Source organism: Peteryoungia wuzhouensis (genome assembly GCF_003205195.1).
GTDB lineage: Bacteria > Pseudomonadota > Alphaproteobacteria > Rhizobiales > Rhizobiaceae > Allorhizobium > Allorhizobium wuzhouense.
Genome location: NZ_QJRY01000002.1, coordinates 577,491 through 598,558 on the forward strand (window position 1 = coordinate 577,491; position 21,068 = coordinate 598,558).

A 21,068-nucleotide genomic window follows, 5' to 3' on the forward strand; every position below is an offset into this window, starting at 1 on the left:
ATTGCATCGAGCCCGGCCAGCGGCCACATCGGCAATGGGAGAACCATGAGAGCATTGGTGATCAATCTCGAAGCCGCCTCGGAAAGGCGGATATTCCAGGAGCGACAACTGTCTATCCTCGGAATTGCCCATGAGCGCATGCCGGCATTCGACAAAAACGCCGACGAAACGGCGGACACCCCCTATTGGGAGACCTGGGAGCGACCTCTGACGCGCGCCGAACGGGCATGCCTTCTCAGCCATCAGCAGGCCTGGCAGGTGGTCGCAAGCCAGGGCGATCCCATACTGATCCTGGAGGATGATGCGATTCTCTCCGATCAGCTGCCGGCCTTGCTCGACACCCTCGCCACAGCAACGGACATGGATTTTGTCACATTGGAGACCCGAGGCCGCAAGAAGCTGCTCTCGCGTCGTGCGGCCCGATATCCGAAGCTCCGACGCCTCTATCAGGACCGGTCCGGAGCAGCCGCCTATGTCCTTTGGCCGAACGGCGCCCGCAAATTGCTAGCCGCAACCGAAACGACCTGTGGCTTGGCCGATGCTGTCATCTGTGCCTGTTACAGCCTCGATGCCTATCAGGCCGTTCCGCCCCTCGCTTTTCAGAGCGACCGCGCCACGGCCGAACAGGTCGACGTGCCGCTCGAGACCATATCCTCGATCTCCCCAGTGAACGGCGCACGCACGAAGGGGAACTGGCGCCACCGCCTGCGCCGAATCTGGGCTCAACTGAGGATGGGTTTGCGCCAGCTACAAGTTTTCGGTCGGGCAGAACGCACCCGGCTCTCCGTGGAGCGTCAGGATTTCGGCTATCTTGGCCAGTTGACCCCGATCAGCTCGACCACCACCCCGTCCGTTCACGGTGATGTACTGCCCTGAGCCGGGCAAAAGCGGTGTCCTCGACCTGAAGGCGATCAAAGACGGTTTTCAGAATGAGGCCCACCGCGCCCTTCTCCATCAGGGGATCGAGCCGCCAGCGCGTGTTCCGCAAGGTGTCATCCGTACCGATGGTGAAGCAGGAAAGCCCAGAAAACAAAGGGATGAGTTCATTCTGGACCCGCGCCACTTTTGCCGGCGAGAGCGGCAAGGGTTCGCCATCGGCCAATATGCGTTCGGTCTCGTAGATCTTTACCGTGTTGACCAGAAGCGAAACCAGGGTCGCCAGAACCCGCGTCTCGCTGTCGGATGCATGGTCAGCGAAGGTGTCGGTCGCGGAAACGAGCCAGCGCAGATTGAGAGCCTCGCAGAGATAGAGGCCCTCCGCGTCCCAGAGTTCAGAGAACTGAGCAAAGACCGTTTCGGTATCCACCCCGCGGCGCAGGAGCACGATGAGCTTGGCATGGTGCCAGAGCAGCTCGGGCTGCCCCGCAAATTCCTTCCTGAGGTTCTCGAGATGTTCATCGAGTGACTTCGCAGAGCCACGGGTCTGCTTCGGAGCATCGCCATCCACCAGCGTCGCCTTCATGGCCGCGAAATCGCCGGAGGATTTCACATGCTTTGCGCCACCCAGGCGCTTGCGGTGCCAGTTCAGGGAGAAGAATTGTTCGAACGCCGTTTTCTTTCGCGCCACCGGATTCATCCTATTCAAGTCTTCGGATTTGTGTAGTCGACCAACCGGCCTTGCGGATGAAGCTCAAACCTCCAGCAATCCGACCTTCTTCACCTGCCGGATCGTCAGCATCGTCCGGACAGTGTCCACATGTTCGTTGGCCGTCAGCACTTCGATGACGAAATCCTGGAACTTCGTCAGGTTCGCGGCCACGCAATGCAAAAGGAAATCGCTGTCGCCGTTGACCATCCACGCCTGACGGACGATCGGCCAGCTGTCGGTTGCTGCGGCAAAGGCCTTGAGATTGGCTTCCGACTGGTGCTTGAGGCCGACCATGCAGAAGGCGACAAGGTCGTAGCCGAGTTTGTTGGCATTCAACACGGCGTGATAGCTTTCGATCACGCCCGCCTCCTCGAGTTTGCGCACACGGCGCAGACAGGGCGGGGCGGAAATGCCGACACGCTCGGACAGTTCCACATTGGTCATGCGCCCGTCCTGCTGCAATTCCTTGAGAATGCGCAGGTCGATGGCGTCGAGTTCAAGTCTGAGCATGCTCGCTCCCGCTGATCGTCTTCAGTTATCTATCCGAAAAAATGCAGCAGGCAAGAAAGTGTCGAGTTTGCGCACAATAATTGCGCATGCCGGTCAATCACCTTGTTGCTAATGCATTCCCGGCCTTGAATTGCGTGACGCTTCAATCCTAAATGGGCCGACCATTGCGGGGAACCTTGCTCCCACCCATTTGAGAGGGGACTTCGCCCCCGCCGCCGCGATTTGAAAGGAACTGAGATGACCGCCCGCCACACCAAGGTGCTGATCATCGGCTCCGGCCCCGCCGGTTATACCGCTGCCATTTATGCCGCCCGCGCCATGCTGAAGCCGGTCCTCATCGCCGGCATGGAACAGGGTGGCCAGCTGATGATCACGACAGACGTGGAAAACTATCCCGGCTTCGCCGATCCGATCCAGGGGCCCTGGCTGATGGAGCAGATGCTGAACCAGGCGATCCATGTCGGCACCGAGATCGTCAGCGATCTCGTGACCGAGGTCGACACGAGCCATCGCCCCTTCACCGTGAAAACCGATAGTGGCCAGGTCTGGACATCAGATACGCTGATCATCTGCACAGGCGCGAAGGCAAAGTGGCTGGGCATCGAAAGCGAGCAGCATTTCCAGGGCTTCGGCGTCTCTGCCTGCGCCACCTGCGACGGCTTCTTCTATCGCAACAAGGACGTCATCGTCGTCGGCGGCGGCAATTCCGCCGTCGAGGAAGCGCTTTACCTCTCGCATATCTGCAAGTCGGTCACCGTCGTCCATCGCCGTGACTCGTTCCGCTCGGAAAAGATCCTGCAGGAACGCCTCTTCGCCAAGGACAATATCCGTGTCCTCTGGAACACCACGGTCGAGGAAATCACCGGCACGCCCGCCAAGCCGCCGATGCCGCCGTCCGTCTCGGGCGTCAGGCTCAAGGACCAGCTGACCGGCGCTGTCACCGACATGCCGATCGACGGCGTCTTCGTCGCGATCGGTCATGCCCCGGCCGTCGAATTGTTCAAGGGCAAGCTGAAGCTGAAGTCCAACGGGTATCTGTGGACCGCTCCCGATTCAACCGCGACCGATGTGCCCGGCATCTTCGCCGCCGGTGACGTCACCGACGACGTCTATCGCCAGGCGATTACCGCGGCCGGCATGGGCTGCATGGCGGCGCTCGAAGCCGAGCGCTACCTGACCGCCCTGTCGGTCCCCACCCAGCAAGCGGCGGAATAGCCGCCATGAGAGGGGGCGGCATGCCGCTGGACTGGGACAAACTGCGCATTTTTCATGCGGCCGCCGAAGCCGGCTCCTTCACGCATGCCGCCGACAAGCTGCATCTCTCGCAGTCGGCCATCAGCCGTCAGGTCTCCTCGCTGGAGCAGGATATCGGCGTCAAGCTCTTCCACCGCCATGCCCGCGGCCTGATTCTTACCGAACAGGGCGAACTGCTCTATCGCACGGCGCATGATGTGCTGCTGAAGCTGCAGACCGTGAAGATGCAGCTGACCGAGACGACGGAGAAACCATCCGGCAAACTGCGTGTAACGACCACCGTGGGCCTCGGCCAGGGCTGGCTGACCGACAAGGTCCAGGAATTCCTGCAGCTCCACCCCGACATGTCGATCCAGCTCATCCTCGACAACGAGGAGCTGGATGTGAACATGCGCCACGCCGACTGCGCCATCCGCCTGCGCCAGCCGCAGCAATCTGATCTCATCCAGCGCAAGCTCTTCACCGTGCATATGCACGTCTATGCGGCACCGTCCTACATCAACCGCTATGGCGAGCCACAGTCGATCGAGGATCTCGACAACCACAGGATCATCACCTTCGGCGAGCCGGCACCCAACTACCTGCTGGACGTGAACTGGCTGGAGGTCGCCGGACGCACCTCCGACAATCCGCGCACGCCGCATCTGCAGATCAACAGCCTGACCTCGATCAAGCGCGCCTGCCTGCTCGGCATCGGCATTGCCATGCTGCCGGACTATATCGTCGGTCGCGATCCGGGCCTGCTGCAGCTGGTGACGAGTGCGGATGTACCCTCCTTCGACACCTATTTCTGTTATCCCGACGAAATCAAGAACGCGGCGAAGCTGAAGGCCTTCCGCGATTTCATCGTCGCAAAGGCCAGAAACTGGAACTTCTGAGCGCCTTTCGCAGGGCAAAATTGTATGCCTCGCGCACTGACCTGCGCTCACCGCATGCCTGACATGCATAAAAAAGCATTGTTCACTGCACAAAAAACCACCATATCGCACACAGCTGATGCACATGGTGGCTTTTTCCTCCCAGTTCCACCGCAGCAGCTGTTCCCCTCTGGAGGTTTTAACCTTCACAATTTAAAGGGCCCTGGTTTTCCAGTGGCCCTCTTTTTTTGGCTTTCGCCTGGAACAAATCCTGCGCTCCGGAATTTGAAGCGTAACGCGGAACTATCGCCGCAACCCCATAAAAAGGAATGCGCGGAGTTTCGCTCCGTTGATCAAGACCGAATACACTGGAGGGTTTATGTACCTAGAGGATGTGATGAAGGCGCTGGCGCATCCTGCGCGCATGGAGATGCTGATCTGGCTGAAGGAGCCCGACGAATATTTCGGCGTTCCGAAGGAAGAAGCCGGCGAAGGCATCAGCGCCGGCCAGTTCGAGCGCTCCGGCCTGTCGCAATCCGCCGTATCCGCACATCTGGCAACCTTGCAGCGCGCGGGCCTCATCAGCTCCAAGCGTGTTGGCCAGCGCGTGCTCTATCGCCGTGACGAAGATACCATTGCTGAATTCATCAAGACCTTGAACGGCATGCTCTGACCTCCCACATCCCGGTTCCCGGCGACCACCCTCCCACCGCCGGAAACGCTCAAGAGGTTACATGTCCAAGCTCTTTGAACCGACGACCGTCGGAAACATTTCCCTGTCGAACCGCGTTGCCATGGCGCCCCTGACCCGCAATCGGTCGCCGGGCGCCATACCGAACGACCTGAACGTCGAATATTACCGCCAGCGCGCTACCGCCGGCCTGATCGTCAGCGAAGGCACCGCCATCAGCCACCAGGCCCAGGGTTATGCCGACGTGCCCGGCCTCTACCTGCCGGAAGCCATCGAAGGCTGGAAAAAAGTCACCGCTGCCGTGCATGCGGCCGGTGGCAAGATCGTAACCCAGCTCTGGCATGTCGGCCGCATCTCGCACACCTCGCTGCAGCCTGACGGCGGCAAGCCGGTGGCGCCTTCGGCCATCGCTGCCAAATCCAAGACCTACATCCTGAATGCTGACGGTTCCGGGGCCTTTGCCGAAACCTCCGAGCCGCGCGCGCTGGATCTCTCGGAGATCCCAGACCTGATCGAGGACTATCGCAAGGCCGCACGCTCGGCCATCGAGGCCGGCTTCGATGGTGTCGAAATCCATGCCGCAAATGGTTATCTGCTGGAGCAGTTCATGCGCTCGAACAGCAACCAGCGCACCGACGCCTATGGCGGCTCGATCGAAAACCGCATTCGCCTGACGATCGAAGTCGTTGATGCCATCGTCAAGGAAATCGGCGCCGATCGCACCGGGATCCGCATCTCCCCGACAACGCCGGCCAACGACGTGTCGGACCCCGATCCGACCGCCGTCTACACGGCACTGGTCGAAAAGCTTGCTGGCTTCGATCTCGCCTTCATCCACGTCATCGAAGGCGCCACCGGCGGCCCACGCGACGTCCTGCCCTTCGACTGGAAGACATTGAAGGCTGCCTACCGCGCCAAGGGCGGCAAGGGCACCTGGATGGTCAACAATGGCTATGACCGGGCAGCCGCCCTCGAAGCGGTGGAAAGCGGTTACGCCGATGTCGTCGCCTTCGGTCGTCCCTTCATCGCCAATCCGGACCTTGTCCGCCGCTTGAAGGAAGACACGGCCTGGAACGAAGTGGAAGCCGCAACGCTCTACGGCGGCGGCGCTCAAGGATACACGACCTATCCGACGCTTGCCTGATCCAGACGAAAGCTCCGAAACAAAGCCCCCGCATCGCGGATGCGGGGGCTTTGTCTAGAGCAATTCCAGCAAATGTGCGAGACGGTCTTGCGTCCGGAATTGCGTGAAAACAAAGACATAGAGCATTGAAGGCGACTCCGTTTTCGCCGGAAATGCGATAGGTCAGGACCGCGCGCTCGGGAACCGGGTCTTGGCAATGCCCATAGCAACATCGGCCATGATCAGTGCATTGAGCGGATGCAGCGCGGCAATCATCGGGAAGTCGGACCTCAGACCCGCCAGAACCAACTGCACCAGATAGACCGCTGTCAGGATACCGGCCTCCCGCCGCAGCACCCGCAGCGCGGGGGCCCAGAAGGTCAGGCAGAGCATTGCAAGCACCGGCAGGGAGACCAGACCACCGAAAAGCCCGTGCAGCCCCCAGGCATCGGCAGCGCCGAAGATCGACATCCCGGCCAGCACGAACTGACCGGCAATGCCGACCAGCGTCAGGACTGCGAAGCCGGAGAACAGGCCGGATGCCAGGGCCTGCCCGGACCCTTTTATAGATGCCGCCGTCATGCGGCACCGCCTGTCACGACGGCGCGTGCAGCCGGGGCCGACGGACCCGCCGCGGGATCGAGGCATCCCAGGCTCGAAAGCGTCGCCTTCACGGCCTCGTCGAGCGGCGTGCGCGGCTCAGCCCCCAGCCGCTCCACCAACAGGCGATTGTCGAGCCGAACAGTCGTTTTCCAGAGATAGCGCATCTCGTGCAGCTCACGCATCAGCGGCACGAAAGGCCTCGCAAGCCCGGCGAGCAGCCAGGGAAAGGACCAGATTCGGATCGACGGTTTGCCGATCGCCCGGCCGATCGCCTTGGCCATCTGGCTCCCATCGGCGTCGAAAAATCCATCCATGTGAAAGCGGGCGAAGGTCGGCAGCTGATCCGCGCGGTCGAGCAACTGCATGAAGGTCTCTGCCACGTCGGGAAGATAAGCCCAGGCATGGCCGGCACCCTTGCGCCCCGGATTGATGACGAAACGGACCGGTTTGCCGGGCATGACAAGCCCCTGCGCAAACCAGTTATTGCCGGCGTCAGGGCCGAAGAAATCGCCCGCCCGCACCAGGATCACCGGCACGCCGTCTTCGGAGGCCCGCTTGAGCCGCCGCTCCAGCGCCACGCGGATTCCCCCCTTGATGCTGGTGGGTGTCTGCGGACTGTCTTCGGACAGCAGCGGAAAGGCATCCGGCCCGTAATTGTAGATCGTGCCGGGCATCAGGATGCGCGCACCGACAGCCCGCGCGGCCGCAATCGTGTTGTCGATCATCGGCAACACCAGCTGCCCCCAGTTGCAATAGCCGGGCGGATTGACCCCATGCACGATCAACCGGACGCCCTCCGCTGCGCGCAGGACGTCTGCCGCATTCATGGCATCGCCTTTCACCCATTCATAGGCCGGCCGTGCCGCCATCTGCGCTCCCGGGTTGCGATGCATCGCGCGCACCCGATAACCACGCGCGAGCAAGGCTTCGGCGAGAGCGCCGCCGAGACCACCTGTGGCACCGAGCACAAGCGCCAGAGGACGTGGTGCAATGGCATTCATCTCAGTCATGTCGATCTCCTTCAGTTCGGATCTGCTGAAAGGATGACACGCCGCCACGATATTCAAAATTGCCGAATATTGTCGATCTGCTATACATAAATGCATGGACACCGATCAAATCAGCTGGGACCACTACCGCACCTTCCTCGCCGTGCTCGACAGCGGCTCCCTGTCGGCCGCAGCGCGCAGCCTCGGCCTCACGCAACCGACGGCCGGGCGCCACATCGAGGCGCTGGAACAGGCTTTCGGCGGCCCTCTCTTCCTGCGCGGGCCGCAGGGACTGTTGCCGACGGAAAAGGCGCGCGCCATGCATGGGCACGCCCGATCCATGGCTGCGATGTCGGCATCCCTGGCCCGCATTGCCTCCGGCGACATGGAAGAAGTGCGCGGAACGATCCGTATCAGCGCCAGCGAGGTGATCGCCATCGAAGCTCTGCCGACGATTCTGGCCGAACTGCAGGAACGCCATCCTGCACTCGAGATCGAACTCTCTGCCTCCGACACGGTCGAGGATCTCCTGAACCAGGAAGCCGACATTGCCGTGCGCATGACGACGCCGCGTCAGGCCGCCCTTCTCAGCAGGCGCATCGGCGTGCTTCCCATGGGTTTTTATGCCCATCGGCGCTACCTGGAACGTCGCGGCATACCGACCACGCTCGCAGATCTTTCACACCACCGCATGATCGGCTTCGACAGGCAGCTCGCCTATATCCGTGAGATCCTCAAAAACAATCCGATGGTGGCCAATCTGCATTTCCAGTTTCGCGCCGACAGCAATCTCGCCCAGATGGCGGCCATCCGCGCCGGCGTCGGCATCGGGGTGTGTCAGGTCGCTCTGGGTCGGAACGATCCTGATCTCGTGGAAGTGCTCCCGGGCCTGCTCGATATCGGGCTTGAAACCTATGTGGTCATGCATGAGAGCCTGAAGACCACGCCGCGCTTTCGCACGACCTTCGACGCCCTGGTGGCGGGGCTCATTGCCTTTGCGGGCCCAACGCCCGCATCCAGGCCTTCGACCCGACCGTAAACGGCATCCTCGGATGAAAGGTCAACCCGGAGGTGCGGAGGTCTCGACAAAGGCGTCGACGACCTCGATCTCCGGCCGGTCTCCGCCGTCGCTGTATTCTTCCCGCCAGCGGCCGTTTTCGTCCTGATAGCTGATCGTCACCGGCTCGTCCCCGACCTGCTGCTCGGCAACAACAATGCGCACCGCCTCCAGCGCCTGGTCATGCGTCCCGAACGCTTCCGAATAGACTTGGCCAAGCCGATAGGCCCAGCCGCCGTCGTGGGGGACGATCTCGTAGATGATCTTCACCATAGCCTTCTCCTCTCGGGCTAAAGGGATTATTCCATCAAAAACGCCGGGGCGCAAATCTGGAAGGCAACCGGGTCTTGTCGAGGGAACACAGCTATGTTCCACCCGTTAAAGGGAGCCAACCGAAGGAGCAGCCCAGAATGATGTCCGCACTGAAGCAGGAAAGGCTCCTGCTCATCCCCATCCTGCTGGGGATCGCCGCATGGTTTGGCGAGCATGCGTTGCTCGAACATGGCCAGGTCGCCTCGCTGGTCGGTGCCGTCATCCTGATCGCCGCGATCGTCATCGGCTCCATGCGTGTTGCCCACCATGCAGAGATCCTCGCCCACAAGGTCGGCGATCCCTATGGAACGATGATCCTCACCCTGTCCGCAGTCGCGGTGGAAGTCATCATCCTCGCGATCATGATGAACAAGGGGGCCTCCCCGACGCTGGTGCGCGACACCATCTATTCCGCCGTCATGCTGGACATCAACGGCATCCTCGGCCTCGCTGCCCTCATCGGCGGCCTGAAGCACGGCGAACAGCCGTATAATGACGACAGCGGCAAGACCTATGGCGTGATGATCCTGACCGCCATGGGCATTTCCATGGTCGTGCCGGAATTCATCCCCACCGACCGCTGGCAGTATTATTCCGTGTTCACCATCTTCGCGATGCTGGCGCTCTACGGACTCTTCCTGCGCATGCAGGTCGGCACCCACAGCTATTTCTTCTCCTACAGCTACCCGAGTCGCGCTGCGGCCCCGCCGGCAGCCCCAAAGCCAAGGCCGGCTTCCGGCGGAAAGAGCAGACGCGGCGGCGTCGCTCCGGCTTCGGCGAAAGACAAGACGGAAGCCCCGCCCACGTCGGCGGTCTGGTCGATCGGTGTCATCCTGTTCGGCGTCGTGCTGATCGGCATTCTGGCCGAGGTGATGGCAGTGCTGATGGATGCCGGGCTTGAGGGTACCGGCGCCCCGGTCGCCCTCACGGCCATCCTGGTTGCCGCCATCTCGGCAGCCCCGGAAATCCTGACAGCACTGCGCGCGGCCCTGCGCAACCGCATGCAGGCGACGATCAACATCGCCATGGGGGCATCGCTCTCCACGGTCATCCTGACGGTACCCGTCATGGAGGGGATCGCCCTTTACACGGGCCAGCCCTTCGTCATGGCCATGACGCCCGTCCAGACCACCATGGTTGCCATCACGCTCATCGCGGCCGCCATCAATCTGAACGACGGCGAGACCAATGCCATCGAGGGCATGACCCATTTCGTCCTCTTCGCCACCTTCATCATGCTCGCCTTCCTGGGCCTCTGATTCGCCGCGTGCACTGCACACTTCCTTCACGTCCAGGTGACCTTGAAGCGGGAACTTTTGTGGAAAGTTCCCGTTCATCCCGTACGGATCGGCCCCTTCGGCCCTTCCGCCGCATTGTCAACACGATGCGGTTGAAGATCGCCCCCGGTCGGGTTCCGGGGGCTAACGCGGGAGTCGAACGTGAAAAGATTGGACGTCATCGATGGCATGCGAGGCTACTTCCTCGTCTTCATGCTGATCAATCACATGGTGTTCGCTGGCGGCCTCTGGCTCGTCGAGATCAACCATCGAAACCTTGCCTTCGTTGAAGATGCCCAAGGCTTTGTCTTCCTGTCAGGCCTGCTGACCGGCATGGTCTACGCGCGCAAGATGATGAAGGACGGCTATCATGTCGGCCGAGACCGCATCTGGTCGCGAGCCCTGGAACTCTATCGTTATGCGATGGGCGTGGTTCTCGTCATCCTCGTCCTTCAACTCGTGCTACCCGGCGCGACCCAGGCCTGGCAGAACTGGCTCGGCACCGTCAGCCTGAAGGATCCGGCCTCGCTGGCACCGGTTGCGACATTCCTGGTGCAACCGACCTTCATGGACATCCTGCCGCAATACATCGCCTATATGGTTTTTGCGCCCATCGTCATCTGGTTCTGCCTGCGTGGCCAGTGGCTGGGCGTCGCCATCGCCTCGCTGCTCGTGTGGCTCGCCGCCCAACTCGGCCTCCACCGCATGATCACCTATCCGCTGAACGGCTGGCTTGCCGGCGCGCCCGACAAGGAAGGGCTGCGCGTGAGCTTCAACCTGATGGGCTGGCAGATCGTCTTCTTCGCCGGCATCATCGCGGGCACTCTCACCTCGATGGGCAAGATCGAGTGGCAGAAGGTCTTCGACCCCAAGCGCACCACACTTGCCTGGACGGCCCTCGCCATCACCATCTTCTTCCTGCCGCTGCGCATCACCACCGCCCACGGCTTGATGCCGGGCTTCGTTTTGGAGAAATTCGGCCTGATGGAAGTGCGCGCCGATTTTGGCCCGGTTTATCTGATCAACTTCGCAGCCGTTGCCTATGGCATCGCCTGGATCCTGATCGCCGGCCCGCGCCATCGCAGCCCGATCATCCAGAAGCTCGCATCCGGCCTCACCAGCCTGTTCACGCTGAACTTTCTCCAGCTGCTCGGTCGCCACTCGCTGCAGATCTATGTCTGGCACGTGCTGATCGTCTACATGGTCTACTACATCGACGGCCGCACGCCGGAACTGTCGCAGCTGACCAAGACCGCGATCACCCTTGCCGCACTCGGCGTGCTTGCCCTGCCCGCGCTGTGGAGGGATCGCGAGCGGCTCTTTGCCAATTCGCCAATTCTGGGCCCTTGGGTCAAGACAGCGGCTTGATGGCTTGAGAGACAAAGGGCGGGACCGGGAGGCCCCGCCTTTTTCCTGTCTATACAGGCCAGCGCTGATCACTCGGCGATGAACCAAACTTGATGAGCCTCCATCTTCCGATCGGGAGCATGAGCCCCACATCAGCGTTCACACCCGGACCGTTCACGAAGACCAGGAGATAGACATGCCCCGCCTGCCCCTCATCCTTGCCGGAACCATCCTCTCCGCCAGCGTTCTCTCCCTACCCGCACTTGCCCAGCAAGCCGGCGCACCGGCCGAGACCCAGGCGCCCAATGCGCCGCAGCAGCAGCCGGCGTTTGACGGCCAGGCACGCGCGCCGCAGCCGCCAGAGGTGGCCAAGATCAAGACCGAGGTCGTCTCCGAAGGCCTGCCGCATCTCTGGGCGATGGAATTTCTGCCCGACGGCCGCATGCTGGTGACCGCAAAAGCGGGCGCCATGCACATCATCGGCACCGACGGCAAGGCCGGTCCCGAAATCGCCGGTGTGCCGGAAGTGATGGCGAATGGCCAGGGTGGCCTGCTTGATGTGGCGCTTGCTCCGGACTACGAGACCTCGGGCAAGATCTTCTTCTCCTTCTCCGAACCGCGCAACGACGGCAACGGTACCTCGGTCGCCTCGGCCCGCCTCGTCCCCGACGATCAAGGCGGCGGCACACTCGAAGAGGTCGCCGTCATCTTCCGCCAGATGCCGAGCTACGACGGCAACAAGCATTTCGGCTCCCGTCTTGCCTTCGGTCCTCAAGGCGAACTCTATGTTACGGTCGGCGAACGCTCCGATGCCGAGCCGCGCGTCCAGGCGCAGGACCTGACGAGTGGCCTTGGCAAGATCTTCCGCATCAAACAGACCGGCGAAGCCTTCGACGGCAATCCCTTTGCTGGGCAGGACAACGCTCAGCCGGAAATCTGGTCGCTCGGACACCGCAACCTGCAATCCGCGACGATAGACGGCCAAGGCCGCCTGTGGACCGTCGAGCATGGCCCAAAGGGCGGTGATGAGTTGAACCGACCCGAAGCCGGCAAGAACTATGGCTGGCCGGAAGTGACCTATGGTGTCGAATACAGCGGCAAGGCGGTCGGCGACGGCGTTACCCAGATGGCCGACACCGAACAGCCCGTCTACTACTGGGACCCCGTCATCGCCCCCTCGGGCATGGCCTATTACGATGCCGATGCCATCCCCGAATGGAAGGGCGCCTTCCTCGTCGGCGGCCTCGTCAGCCAGGGCGTCGTCGTCCTGCATATGGAAAACGACCGGGTGAAACACGAGGAACGCGTCCCCCTCGACGCCCGCATCCGTGACGTGAAGGTCGGCCCGGATGGGGCCGTCTACGCCGTCACCGAACAGCGCGGCGGCGGCAATTCGACGATCGTCAAGCTGACCAAGGCTTGAATTGGGCCTAGCCGCCTCTGGTCGCCAGATCAGGGGCGGAAGGCCAAGGGATGGTGACGAGAGCGCGATCCACCGTGATCAGCTTCAGTCCTTCCACATGACATTGGGCGAGCAGCAGCCGGTCGAAGGGATCGCGGGTTGGAGGCTCAGGGTCGAGGGTGTGGAGCACGTGCGGAAGGGTCACGGGCAATATCGACAGACCAATTGCCTGAAGGGTCTGCGGAATAGTATCCAGGTCAGTAAGGGGAAACAGCTTTCCCAGCCGGGATTTTAACGCGATCTCCCAGGCACTCGCGACACTGACATAACCGAAGAAGTTGGCGGCCTGCACTACGCGGGCAGGCCCGGGAAACCGTAGCGCCAGCTCATGTTGCAACATCGAAACGATGATGTGGGTGTCCAGCAGGCAGCGCATGGTTAAGGGAGCGGCCTAAGCAGAAAGTCTTCGGGCAAAGGATCATCAAAATCCTCGGCCACATAGCCGAAAACCCTGCTAATTCCTTTGGAGCGCAGGTAGGCCTCCCCAGCCGCAAGATCCAGCCCGCCCTTTTTCGGCTTCTCCTCCGCCTCAACCGTAGCCGCATGCGGCACCAGATCCAGCACCGGCTTGCCGTCCCGCGTCACAGTCACGACTTCGCCCTGCTCGACCGCGTGGGCAAGCGTGTCCAGATCGCGAATGGCTTCCTGCAGACTGACGGTTTTCATGCAACCGAGAATACCACAAGCATCCGGCCCCCTCAACAAAGCCGAAAATGCGAAAGGGCCCGCCTTTCGGCGAGCCCTTCCGAAAACCGAGGAACCTCGGCGCTTACTTCAGCGAAGCGCAAAAGCGCTGGATACGGCTGCAGGCCTCTTCCAGCTTGGCGTTCGAGGTCGCATAGGACACGCGGAAGTTCGGGCCAAGGCCGAAGGACGAACCGTGAACGGTGGCAACACCTTCAGTGGCCAGCAATTCCATGACGAAATCCTCGTCCGACGCGATGACCTTGCCCGACGGCGCGGTCTTGCCGATGAGGGCAGCGCAGGACGGATAGACGTAGAAGGCGCCTTCCGGCTTCGGGCACACGAGGCCAGAAGCCTGGTTGAGCATGGAAACGACGAGGTCGCGGCGCTCTTCGAAGGCCTTCTTCGATTCCGTGATGAAGTCCTGCGGCCCGTTGAGCGCCTCGACGGCCGCCCACTGGGCCACCGAGCAGGCGCCGGACGTCTGCTGGCCCTGGATCATGTCCATGGCCTTGATCAGCGGCAGCGGGCCGGCTGCATAGCCGATACGCCAGCCGGTCATCGCATAGGCCTTGGACACGCCGTTCATGGTGAGCGTACGATCGTAAAGCGCCGGCTCGACCTGGGCAGGCGTGTAATAAACGAAGTCGCCGAAGACGAGATGTTCATACATGTCATCGGTCAGAACCCAGACATGCGGATGCTTCATCAACACGTCGGTCAGCGCCTTCAGCTCTTCCTTGCTATAGGCGGCACCCGACGGGTTGGACGGCGAGTTGAACATGAACCACTTGGTCTTCGGCGTGATCGCCTTGTCCAGCTGCTCGGCGGTCAGCTTGAAATTGTTCTCGATGGTCGTTTCGACGAAGACGGGCGTGCCGCCGCACAGCGCAATCATTTCCGGATAGGATACCCAGAACGGCGCCGGGATGACGACTTCATCTCCCGGATTGATCGTCGCCATGAAGGCGTTGAAAAGAATCTGCTTTCCGCCGGTGCCAACGATCACCTGCTCTGGCTTGTAGTCGAGCCCGTTCTCGCGCTTGAACTTGTCGGCGATCGCCTTGCGCAGTTCCGGAATGCCGGCAACCGGCGTGTACTTCGTTTCGCCACGAGCAATCGCAGCGACAGCCGCATCCTTGATGTTCTGCGGCGTATCGAAGTCGGGTTCACCGACGGAGAGCGAAATGACGTCTTTCCCCTGCGCTTTGAGCTCCCGGGCCATCTGCGTGACGGCGATGGTCGCGGAAGGCTTGATGCGGGAAAGGGCGTCGGCAAGGAAAGCCATGAGGATGTGTCCTGAGCTGATTGAACATCGACCCCGGTTCCCAGGGCCTCAGGTCCAAGCTCTATGGCGAAAGAGGCCCGGCCTTTCAAGCAGAAAGCACCGACAAGGTCAGAGAAATGCGTCACCGAGGCAATGCTTTGCGCCGAAGTCACAATGAGGCTCCGACAAGGCCACATTTCCGTCCTTCTGCTGACCACAAATAGCGGTTTCGTCAGGTATCCGGAAGCAGAAGCGAGGATCCGCCATGTCCGTTTCAGACCTCGACCAGGAGAGGAGGCCCCGCCACCGCTGGACGTCGGGCATCCCGGCGGTCGCCATTGTCGTCGCCGTGACACTGGCCAGCCTCCAGGCGCCGAGTTTCGCCGCGCGAGCGGAACCCGCCATCACTGCCTCTCAGGGAAAAATGTCGCGCGGCGACCAGCCGGCCCTGCCGCCAAGCCGGGAGATCACCTCAAGCATCGGCGCCCTCGCCGCGCCGAAGACGCCCCCGCATCCGGTCCAGACGAGCACCCTCCCCCGCGATGAGCGGATCACGCTGATCAGCCTTCTGGCCCTCTGCTTCGGTGTGATGGCTTTCGGTGGCTTCCGTCTGTGGCGCCGCAGCGTCGATGACCTGATGCGCTCGGAAGGCAGCCGGCGAGACGGGCACCAAGGATGATCCTATGGCTCGGGCGCATCAGCATTTAGAATAATTGATACCTATGTAGTTTCGTATATATTGTTCTCCTGAGCATTGCCGGGAGGAGAACGCTATGCAGAAGATTGCGGTATTGGGTGCCGGCCTGGGTGGCACCATCATGGCCTACGAATTGCGCGATCGTCTCGGCAAGGAGGTCGAGATCCACCTGATCAACAAGGGATCGACCTATTCCTTCGTCCCCTCCAATCCCTGGGTTGCGGTTGGTTGGCGCGGACGCGAAGAGATCGAGGTCGATCTGCGCCCGGCCTGTGCCAAGCGCAGCATCACCCTGCATCCGCAGGGCGCCCTGCGTCTTCAGCCAAGCGAGAACCGGATCGACATGGCGGACGGCACCTCGCTCGATTACGACTATCTCGTCATCGCGACGGGCCCGGAGCTGGCATTCGACGAGATCGAGGGCTTCGGCCCCGAGGCTCACACCCAATCGGTCTGCCACATCGAACACGCGCTTGCGGCAAAACAGGCCTTCGACAGGCTCGTCGCCAATCCCGGCCCCGTCGTCATCGGCGCCGTCCAGGGCGCCTCCTGTTTCGGCCCTGCCTATGAATTCGCGTTCATCCTCGACAAGGCCTTGCGCGATGCCAAGGTGCGCGACCGCGTGCCGATGACCTTCGTCACGTCGGAACCCTATATCGGCCATCTCGGGCTGGACGGGGTTGGCGACACCAAGGGGCTCTTGGAAAGCGCCCTCCGCTCCAAGCATATCAAATGGGTCACCAATGCCCGCGTGAAGAAGTTCGATGCGGACAAGGTGACCGCCGAGGAGATGAACGACGACGGCACGGTCAAGACGACGCACGAAATCGCGAGTGCCTATACGATGATGCTGCCCGCTTTTCGCGGCGTCGCCGCCATCCGCGACATCGAAGGCCTGACCAATCCGCGCGGCTTCATCCTTGCCGACAGGCATCAGCAGAACCCGACCTTCCCCAACATCTTTTCGGTCGGCGTCTGCGTTGCCATCCCGCCGCTCGGCAAGACCGCCGTACCGGTCGGCGTGCCGAAGACCGGCTTCATGATCGAATCCATGGTGACGGCCACCGCCCACAATATCGCTGCCCTGATCAATGGCGAGAAGCCGGATGCCCAGGGCACCTGGAACGCCGTCTGCCTCGCGGATTTAGGCGATGGAGGCATCGCCTTCGTCGCCCAGCCACAGCTGCCGCCGCGCAATGTCAACTGGTCCTCGCAGGGCAAGTGGGTGCATGCGGCAAAGATCGGCTTCGAGAAATACTTCCTCTACAAGGTCAAGCTCGGCAAATCGGAGCCCTTCTACGAAAAGCTGGCGCTCCAGGCGCTCGGCATCGACAAGCTGAAATCAGTCACCTTTGACACGTGACGAACGGCGTGAGCACGCCAGCGAGCTGGCCAGGAGAGCGCTCAACGCTGCCTGCCGGCCGCGCGCGGCCGGTCTCTCGGCCCACCTGAGATGCAATTTTCATGTCACCGCTTGCGCGCGGATGGTTGCCGAAGGCGGAGATCTCCGCCCATCATCATCCATTTTCGGGCGGAACCCGCTGGAAACCTTAAGGCATGAGGCAGAAAGACGACGGCGTGCCTCGTGTCCGCACGCAAAATTTTCGACCGAAAAAATCCGTGATGGAGTGCATATTTTTCGCAATCTGCATCGCAGGCGATGCAAATTTTCACGTGAAGGCAAAATCCGCCCATCCGGCACGTGGGATTCACGCCAAGGACACTGAGAATGCGGGACTTTGCACACCGCGCCCGCTGAAACTTTTGCTTGCCAATTAACCACAAACCAAGCACTCTTCCGCCGTTCGGGCAAATTTGCGAGCATGGGAAGACCTATAAACAGATGCGCGCCGGGGACGCTATAACAACCCCGGGCAGTTGATATCGGGATGCGAAGCAACATCTCGGTATTGTCTGCGGTAACAAGGCCCCTTTCCTCACATTTCGACAAATGCCTGTCGCGCACCCGCAAGCGGGTAAAATTGTAATGCTGCCCCGCCGAATACGGGCAGAGAGAAAAGGACCTGACGCATGGCCGAGACTGGCACTGTAAAATTCTTCAACACCGACAAGGGCTTTGGCTTCATCAAGCCCGACAATGGCGGCGCGGACATCTTCGTCCACATTTCCGCTGTCCAGGCTTCGGGCCTTTCGGGTCTCACCGAGAACCAGAAGGTCAGCTTCGACACGGAACCGGATCGCCGCGGCAAAGGCCCCAAGGCCGTAAACCTGCAGATCTCCGGCTGATTTCCGTCAGCCGGTATTGTCTTCAAAATTGCGGCCCGGCATCCATGCCGGGTTTTTTCATTCAGACTGCGTTCAGCCAACGAGTCCTAATGTCCTCCCATAGCGTGTTGCTTCAGGCACCACGCAGTTGTTGAGGAACGAAGCCATGATCAAATTCGCGCGCAATGCCCTTCTTGCGGCTGCAGTCACCCTGGTCCCGATGGCCGCTGCTTCGCAGGCTCAGGCCGATGACCGCTATTATCGTCATCACCGCCATGACAATGGCGATGCCATCGCCCTTGGCGTGATCGGCCTTGCAACCGGTGTGATCGTCGGTTCTGCCCTGGCAAGCCCACCGCCCCAGCGCCGCGTCTATGTCGACCGTGGACCGGTGTCCGTCTATGACGACCAGGATTATTACGTCGACGATTATCCGCCGCCGCCGCGTCGCCAGGTCTATCGTCCGCGCCCGGTCTACCAGCAGCAGCGCCCGGTCTATCAGTCCTACAGCGTCGAACCCTGGACCGGCGCCTGGTACCAGTACTGCTCGCAGCGTTACCGCAGCTTCAATTCCCGCACCGGGACCTATATCGGCTACGACGGCCAGTCGCACTTCTGCACCGCAGGCTGATACAAGTATATCGAAAGCGAAAAGCCCCTTGCGGGGCTTTTCTGCGTTATTGGCAAGAGGATCAGAGCCCCTGGATGAACGGGTTGCTGCGGCGCTCGTCGCCGATCCGGCTTCCAGGACCATGGCCACAGATGAAACCGACATCGTCCCCGAGCGGCAGCACCTTGTCACGGATCGAGTTCATCAGCGTCTGATGATCCCCGCCGGGCAGGTCGGTGCGCCCCACCGAGCCATTGAACAACACATCCCCGAGATGCGCGAACTTCTGGTCGCGGTTGAAGTAGATCACATGGCCAGGCGCATGCCCCGGGCAGTGATAAACCTCGAATTCGTGACGACCAAAGGAGACCTTGGCGCCGTCTTCGAGCCATTGGTCCGGCGTCACATTGCGAAGCCCGGTGATGCCGTATTTTTCCGCCTGGGTCTCGATGCGCTGCAGAAGCGGAAGATCGTCTTTGTGAGGCCCGATGATGGTCAGCCCGGTGCGCTCTTTCATCTCGGCGGCCCCACCGGCATGGTCGAGATGCCCGTGGGTGAGCCAAATCGCCGAAAGCGTGATCCGGTTTTCCGCGATGACCTGCAGAATCACATCGACATCACCGCCCGGATCGACGATCACGCCTTCGCGCGTCTCGTCATCGAACAGAACAGTGCAATTTTGCTGAAACGGGGTGACCGGGATGATGCCGGTTTGGACCTGACCCATGAAATGGCCTTCCTTCTGCTATGGACGGCGAGCGACTTACCACGCCCGGCTCCCCAGAGGAATGGTCACCGTCTTTAGCGGCTCAGTCCGTAAACCTGCGCGACCGGGCTTGCCGGCACCAAGGCAGCCTGGCTCACGAGAAATCCGGCAACGACGATCTTCGTCGTGAACACGAGGATGGCGAGCGGCCGCAGGCTGGATGCGGATGTCTCAGTTTCGGCATGGGTGTGGGTGATCATGATCGGTGTCCCTCTCTCCGCCGGAGAGTGTCTCCGACTTCGCTTGCCCGTGGCTGACGGGTTTTCTCACCGCTTAACGACAGGTGCGCTCGAAGGTTTCCATGCGATTGTGAAACTGTGCGAAGATCGTAAATCTGTTGGAAATTTGTTACACTTGCGCATAGTTTTGCCGCCGAGCGGGCGCAGGACCTGCAACCCGATGCGGGGCGTTGCGGATGGATCCATCCCTCGCCGTGAAACGAAAGACAGCCGACAAGCCTCGGCCCCGACGGGGGACGCTCGTCGGCACGGAAAGGAATGACAGCGTGGTTCGACAGTCTGCGACGAAGACTGCCAAAAAGGTTTTGCCGGATCTGCCCGTGGTGGACGACAAGGCGATCGATTTTGAGACGATCGAAAGCCTGTTCTTCGCCTATCGCGACTTTGTTTCCGATCCGGATGCCATCCTCGCCAAGCTGGGTTACGGCCGTGCCCATCACCGCGTCGTCCATTTCGTCAGCCGCCGACCGGGCATGACCGTGGCAGACCTGCTCGGCATTCTGCAGATCACCAAGCAGAGCCTGGCGCGCGTGCTGAAGGAACTGATCGACAGCGGCTATATCCGCCAGATGGCCGGCCCCGCCGACCGCCGCCAGCGCAGACTTTACCCGACGCTTGCCGGCCGCGAATTGTCGCTGGCACTGTCGGAACCGCAGTCCCGCCGCATCGCCCAGGCCATGCAGGGCATGAGCATCGGGGAGCGCGACACCGTTCGCCGCTTTCTCCAAGGCATGCAGAAGCAGACGGTGGACATGCCTTTGGATGAAGAGGGGGCCGACTGACGTGTTGAAAAAGATCGTTCTGACAGATGATGCCCCGCACCTCCTCGTCGTCGATGACGACACCCGTATCCGCGATCTGCTCCACCGGTTCCTGACGGAAAAGGGCTTTCGCGTCTCGGTCGCCGCAGATGCAGCCGAAGCGCGCCGCAAACTTGGCGGCCTGAGCTTCGACCTTCTGGTGCTCGACGTCATGATGCCGGGTGAATCCGGCCTGTCGCTCACCCAGAGCCTGTCGGACGAAAAGAAGGTGCCGATCATCCTGCTCACCGCCCGCTCCGAAGCCGACAGCCGCATCGCCGGCCTTGAAGCCGGTGCCGACGACTATCTTGCCAAACCCTTCGATCCCCGCGAACTCGTGCTGCGCATCAACAATATTCTCAAGCGCAACACCAATCCGGACGCGCCGAAGATCGAACAGATCATGTTCGGCCCCTACACCTTCTCCCTTCTGCGCAAGGAACTGCGCAAGGGCGCCGAAGTGATCCGCCTCACCGACCGCGAGCAGGAAATCATGATGCTGTTTGCCGGCCGCGCGGGCGACACCATTCCCCGCCATGAATTGGTGGGCAACGATGCCGATGTCGGTGAACGCACGATCGACGTCCAGATCAACCGGCTGCGCCGCAAGATCGAGGACGATCCGGCCAACCCCGTCTGGCTGCAAACCGTGCGCGGTATCGGCTACCGGCTGAGCATGGACTGAGCAGGCCACGAACGACGCCTGAGG

26 protein-coding genes are annotated in these 21,068 nt (G+C 61.4%); 16 read left to right on the forward strand and 10 right to left on the reverse strand.

What is annotated here, in order from left to right:
- Positions 1–45 precede the first annotated feature (45 nt).
- On the forward strand, positions 46–876 hold the full coding sequence (locus tag DMY87_RS08640) for a glycosyltransferase family 25 protein (RefSeq protein WP_110790870.1): 831 nt from the start codon (positions 46–48) through the stop codon (positions 874–876).
- Here the strand turns inward: DMY87_RS08640 and DMY87_RS08645 are convergent.
- Both DMY87_RS08645 and DMY87_RS08650 read right to left on the reverse strand, forming a co-directional pair.
- Positions 830–1,567: a hypothetical protein gene (locus DMY87_RS08645; protein ID WP_205908154.1), complete on the reverse strand. Its 738-nt coding sequence runs from the start codon at positions 1,565–1,567 to the stop codon at positions 830–832. The two genes, DMY87_RS08640 and DMY87_RS08645, sit on opposite strands and share 47 nt — an antisense overlap.
- A gap of 63 nt (positions 1,568–1,630) precedes the next feature.
- On the reverse strand, positions 1,631–2,098 hold the full coding sequence (locus DMY87_RS08650) for an Lrp/AsnC family transcriptional regulator (RefSeq protein WP_110790872.1): 468 nt from the start codon (positions 2,096–2,098) through the stop codon (positions 1,631–1,633).
- A gap of 237 nt (positions 2,099–2,335) precedes the next feature.
- Between DMY87_RS08650 and trxB the strand changes: the two genes are divergently transcribed.
- The 4 genes from trxB to DMY87_RS08670 all read left to right on the forward strand — a co-directional run bounded on the left by trxB (position 2,336) and on the right by DMY87_RS08670 (position 6,044).
- A complete protein-coding gene (gene trxB, locus DMY87_RS08655) occupies positions 2,336–3,313 on the forward strand; it encodes a thioredoxin-disulfide reductase (RefSeq protein WP_110790873.1) in 978 nt (325 codons plus the stop codon).
- Between the two features lie 20 nt (positions 3,314–3,333).
- Positions 3,334–4,230 carry a LysR family transcriptional regulator VtlR gene (locus DMY87_RS08660; protein WP_110790874.1) on the forward strand — a complete coding sequence of 299 codons (897 nt, stop codon included), beginning with the start codon at positions 3,334–3,336 and terminating at the stop codon, positions 4,228–4,230.
- Positions 4,231–4,588: 358 nt separating this feature from the next.
- Positions 4,589–4,882, forward strand: coding sequence for an ArsR/SmtB family transcription factor (locus tag DMY87_RS08665; RefSeq protein WP_110790875.1), 294 nt, complete (start codon positions 4,589–4,591; stop codon positions 4,880–4,882).
- Positions 4,883–4,943: 61 nt separating this feature from the next.
- Positions 4,944–6,044 (forward strand): alkene reductase, encoded by a 1,101-nt coding sequence (locus DMY87_RS08670; RefSeq protein ID WP_110790876.1) that lies wholly within the window; start codon positions 4,944–4,946, stop codon positions 6,042–6,044.
- A 162-nt stretch (positions 6,045–6,206) separates the two neighbouring features.
- Here the strand turns inward: DMY87_RS08670 and DMY87_RS08675 are convergent, their stop codons facing one another.
- Positions 6,207–6,605: a DUF6220 domain-containing protein gene (locus DMY87_RS08675; protein WP_110790877.1), complete on the reverse strand. Its 399-nt coding sequence runs from the start codon at positions 6,603–6,605 to the stop codon at positions 6,207–6,209.
- The gene (locus tag DMY87_RS08680) at positions 6,602–7,627 is read right to left on the reverse strand and encodes an NAD(P)H-binding protein (RefSeq protein ID WP_110791023.1); all 1,026 of its coding nucleotides are present in this window, start codon (positions 7,625–7,627) and stop codon (positions 6,602–6,604) included. Before DMY87_RS08680 ends, DMY87_RS08675 begins: the two co-directional genes overlap by 4 nt.
- 103 nt (positions 7,628–7,730) lie before the next feature.
- Between DMY87_RS08680 and DMY87_RS08685 the strand changes: the two genes are divergently transcribed.
- Positions 7,731–8,654: a LysR family transcriptional regulator gene (locus DMY87_RS08685; RefSeq protein WP_110790878.1), complete on the forward strand. Its 924-nt coding sequence runs from the start codon at positions 7,731–7,733 to the stop codon at positions 8,652–8,654.
- Between the two features lie 21 nt (positions 8,655–8,675).
- Here the strand turns inward: DMY87_RS08685 and DMY87_RS08690 are convergent, their stop codons facing one another.
- On the reverse strand, positions 8,676–8,945 hold the full coding sequence (locus tag DMY87_RS08690) for a DUF2188 domain-containing protein (protein WP_110790879.1): 270 nt from the start codon (positions 8,943–8,945) through the stop codon (positions 8,676–8,678).
- A gap of 140 nt (positions 8,946–9,085) precedes the next feature.
- On the opposite strand from DMY87_RS08690, the gene DMY87_RS08695 reads away from it, so the two are divergent.
- The 3 genes from DMY87_RS08695 to DMY87_RS08705 all read left to right on the forward strand — a co-directional run bounded on the left by DMY87_RS08695 (position 9,086) and on the right by DMY87_RS08705 (position 13,031).
- On the forward strand, positions 9,086–10,243 hold the full coding sequence (locus DMY87_RS08695) for a calcium:cation antiporter (protein ID WP_205908158.1): 1,158 nt from the start codon (positions 9,086–9,088) through the stop codon (positions 10,241–10,243).
- Positions 10,244–10,423: 180 nt separating this feature from the next.
- Entirely contained in the window at positions 10,424–11,629 is a 1,206-nt protein-coding gene (locus DMY87_RS08700) for an OpgC family protein (RefSeq protein WP_165826177.1), read from the forward strand.
- Positions 11,630–11,804: 175 nt separating this feature from the next.
- Complete coding sequence (locus DMY87_RS08705; RefSeq protein ID WP_110790881.1) at positions 11,805–13,031, forward strand: PQQ-dependent sugar dehydrogenase; 1,227 nt, start codon at positions 11,805–11,807, stop codon at positions 13,029–13,031.
- A gap of 7 nt (positions 13,032–13,038) precedes the next feature.
- Here the strand turns inward: DMY87_RS08705 and DMY87_RS08710 are convergent, their stop codons facing one another.
- The 3 genes from DMY87_RS08710 to DMY87_RS08720 form a co-directional block, all read right to left on the reverse strand.
- The gene (locus DMY87_RS08710; protein WP_110790882.1) at positions 13,039–13,446 is read right to left on the reverse strand and encodes a type II toxin-antitoxin system VapC family toxin; all 408 of its coding nucleotides are present in this window, start codon (positions 13,444–13,446) and stop codon (positions 13,039–13,041) included.
- A gap of 2 nt (positions 13,447–13,448) precedes the next feature.
- Positions 13,449–13,736 carry a type II toxin-antitoxin system Phd/YefM family antitoxin gene (locus DMY87_RS08715; RefSeq protein ID WP_110790883.1) on the reverse strand — a complete coding sequence of 96 codons (288 nt, stop codon included), beginning with the start codon at positions 13,734–13,736 and terminating at the stop codon, positions 13,449–13,451.
- Between the two features lie 103 nt (positions 13,737–13,839).
- Complete coding sequence (locus DMY87_RS08720) at positions 13,840–15,042, reverse strand: pyridoxal phosphate-dependent aminotransferase (protein ID WP_110790884.1); 1,203 nt, start codon at positions 15,040–15,042, stop codon at positions 13,840–13,842.
- Between the two features lie 244 nt (positions 15,043–15,286).
- Here DMY87_RS08720 and DMY87_RS24025 point away from each other — a divergent pair, with 244 nt between their 5' ends.
- From DMY87_RS24025 to DMY87_RS08750, 5 genes are all read left to right on the forward strand, one after another.
- Positions 15,287–15,700: a hypothetical protein gene (locus DMY87_RS24025; protein WP_133253011.1), complete on the forward strand. Its 414-nt coding sequence runs from the start codon at positions 15,287–15,289 to the stop codon at positions 15,698–15,700.
- 94 nt (positions 15,701–15,794) lie between these two features.
- Positions 15,795–17,081 (forward strand): NAD(P)/FAD-dependent oxidoreductase, encoded by a 1,287-nt coding sequence (locus DMY87_RS08735; protein ID WP_110790887.1) that lies wholly within the window; start codon positions 15,795–15,797, stop codon positions 17,079–17,081.
- 194 nt (positions 17,082–17,275) lie between these two features.
- Positions 17,276–17,497 (forward strand): hypothetical protein, encoded by a 222-nt coding sequence (locus tag DMY87_RS08740; RefSeq protein WP_110790888.1) that lies wholly within the window; start codon positions 17,276–17,278, stop codon positions 17,495–17,497.
- A gap of 252 nt (positions 17,498–17,749) precedes the next feature.
- On the forward strand, positions 17,750–17,965 hold the full coding sequence (locus DMY87_RS08745) for a cold-shock protein (RefSeq protein ID WP_006725577.1): 216 nt from the start codon (positions 17,750–17,752) through the stop codon (positions 17,963–17,965).
- A gap of 145 nt (positions 17,966–18,110) precedes the next feature.
- Positions 18,111–18,575, forward strand: a complete 465-nt coding sequence (locus DMY87_RS08750; RefSeq protein ID WP_110790889.1) for a BA14K family protein — start codon at positions 18,111–18,113, stop codon at positions 18,573–18,575.
- Positions 18,576–18,636: 61 nt separating this feature from the next.
- Here the strand turns inward: DMY87_RS08750 and DMY87_RS08755 are convergent, their stop codons facing one another.
- The gene (locus tag DMY87_RS08755) at positions 18,637–19,281 is read right to left on the reverse strand and encodes an MBL fold metallo-hydrolase (RefSeq protein WP_110790890.1); all 645 of its coding nucleotides are present in this window, start codon (positions 19,279–19,281) and stop codon (positions 18,637–18,639) included.
- 74 nt (positions 19,282–19,355) lie between these two features.
- Positions 19,356–19,520: a hypothetical protein gene (locus tag DMY87_RS24145; RefSeq protein WP_165826178.1), complete on the reverse strand. Its 165-nt coding sequence runs from the start codon at positions 19,518–19,520 to the stop codon at positions 19,356–19,358.
- 305 nt (positions 19,521–19,825) lie between these two features.
- Here DMY87_RS24145 and DMY87_RS08760 point away from each other — a divergent pair, with 305 nt between their 5' ends.
- Together DMY87_RS08760 and DMY87_RS08765 are read left to right on the forward strand one after the other, a co-directional pair.
- Positions 19,826–20,341, forward strand: a complete 516-nt coding sequence (locus tag DMY87_RS08760) for a MarR family winged helix-turn-helix transcriptional regulator (RefSeq protein ID WP_110790891.1) — start codon at positions 19,826–19,828, stop codon at positions 20,339–20,341.
- Positions 20,322–21,044, forward strand: coding sequence for a response regulator (locus DMY87_RS08765; protein ID WP_110790892.1), 723 nt, complete (start codon positions 20,322–20,324; stop codon positions 21,042–21,044). Before DMY87_RS08760 ends, DMY87_RS08765 begins: the two co-directional genes overlap by 20 nt.
- Positions 21,045–21,068 lie beyond the last annotated feature (24 nt).

Excerpts from the sequence above, each read along its gene's own strand:
- DMY87_RS08710 (WP_110790882.1), bottom strand. The coding sequence starts at position 13,446 with ATGCGCTGCCTGCTGGACACCCACATCATCGTTTCGATGTTGCAACAT.
- DMY87_RS08670 (WP_110790876.1), top strand. The coding sequence starts at position 4,944 with ATGTCCAAGCTCTTTGAACCGACGACCGTCGGAAACATTTCCCTGTCG.
- DMY87_RS08705 (WP_110790881.1), top strand. The coding sequence starts at position 11,805 with ATGCCCCGCCTGCCCCTCATCCTTGCCGGAACCATCCTCTCCGCCAGC.
- DMY87_RS08720 (WP_110790884.1), bottom strand. The coding sequence starts at position 15,042 with ATGGCTTTCCTTGCCGACGCCCTTTCCCGCATCAAGCCTTCCGCGACC.
- DMY87_RS08660 (WP_110790874.1), top strand. The coding sequence starts at position 3,334 with ATGCCGCTGGACTGGGACAAACTGCGCATTTTTCATGCGGCCGCCGAA.
- DMY87_RS08685 (WP_110790878.1), top strand. The coding sequence starts at position 7,731 with ATGGACACCGATCAAATCAGCTGGGACCACTACCGCACCTTCCTCGCC.
- DMY87_RS08650 (WP_110790872.1), bottom strand. The coding sequence starts at position 2,098 with ATGCTCAGACTTGAACTCGACGCCATCGACCTGCGCATTCTCAAGGAA.
- DMY87_RS08735 (WP_110790887.1), top strand. The coding sequence starts at position 15,795 with ATGCAGAAGATTGCGGTATTGGGTGCCGGCCTGGGTGGCACCATCATG.
- DMY87_RS08740 (WP_110790888.1), top strand. The coding sequence starts at position 17,276 with ATGAGGCAGAAAGACGACGGCGTGCCTCGTGTCCGCACGCAAAATTTT.
- DMY87_RS24145 (WP_165826178.1), bottom strand. The coding sequence starts at position 19,520 with ATGATCACCCACACCCATGCCGAAACTGAGACATCCGCATCCAGCCTG.
- DMY87_RS08750 (WP_110790889.1), top strand. The coding sequence starts at position 18,111 with ATGATCAAATTCGCGCGCAATGCCCTTCTTGCGGCTGCAGTCACCCTG.
- DMY87_RS08690 (WP_110790879.1), bottom strand. The coding sequence starts at position 8,945 with ATGGTGAAGATCATCTACGAGATCGTCCCCCACGACGGCGGCTGGGCC.
- DMY87_RS08665 (WP_110790875.1), top strand. The coding sequence starts at position 4,589 with ATGTACCTAGAGGATGTGATGAAGGCGCTGGCGCATCCTGCGCGCATG.
- DMY87_RS08745 (WP_006725577.1), top strand. The coding sequence starts at position 17,750 with ATGGCCGAGACTGGCACTGTAAAATTCTTCAACACCGACAAGGGCTTT.
- DMY87_RS08695 (WP_205908158.1), top strand. The coding sequence starts at position 9,086 with ATGTCCGCACTGAAGCAGGAAAGGCTCCTGCTCATCCCCATCCTGCTG.
- DMY87_RS08715 (WP_110790883.1), bottom strand. The coding sequence starts at position 13,736 with ATGAAAACCGTCAGTCTGCAGGAAGCCATTCGCGATCTGGACACGCTT.
- DMY87_RS08675 (WP_110790877.1), bottom strand. The coding sequence starts at position 6,605 with ATGACGGCGGCATCTATAAAAGGGTCCGGGCAGGCCCTGGCATCCGGC.
- DMY87_RS08755 (WP_110790890.1), bottom strand. The coding sequence starts at position 19,281 with ATGGGTCAGGTCCAAACCGGCATCATCCCGGTCACCCCGTTTCAGCAA.
- DMY87_RS08680 (WP_110791023.1), bottom strand. The coding sequence starts at position 7,627 with ATGAATGCCATTGCACCACGTCCTCTGGCGCTTGTGCTCGGTGCCACA.
- DMY87_RS24025 (WP_133253011.1), top strand. The coding sequence starts at position 15,287 with ATGTCCGTTTCAGACCTCGACCAGGAGAGGAGGCCCCGCCACCGCTGG.
- trxB (WP_110790873.1), top strand. The coding sequence starts at position 2,336 with ATGACCGCCCGCCACACCAAGGTGCTGATCATCGGCTCCGGCCCCGCC.
- DMY87_RS08640 (WP_110790870.1), top strand. The coding sequence starts at position 46 with ATGAGAGCATTGGTGATCAATCTCGAAGCCGCCTCGGAAAGGCGGATA.
- DMY87_RS08765 (WP_110790892.1), top strand. The coding sequence starts at position 20,322 with ATGAAGAGGGGGCCGACTGACGTGTTGAAAAAGATCGTTCTGACAGAT.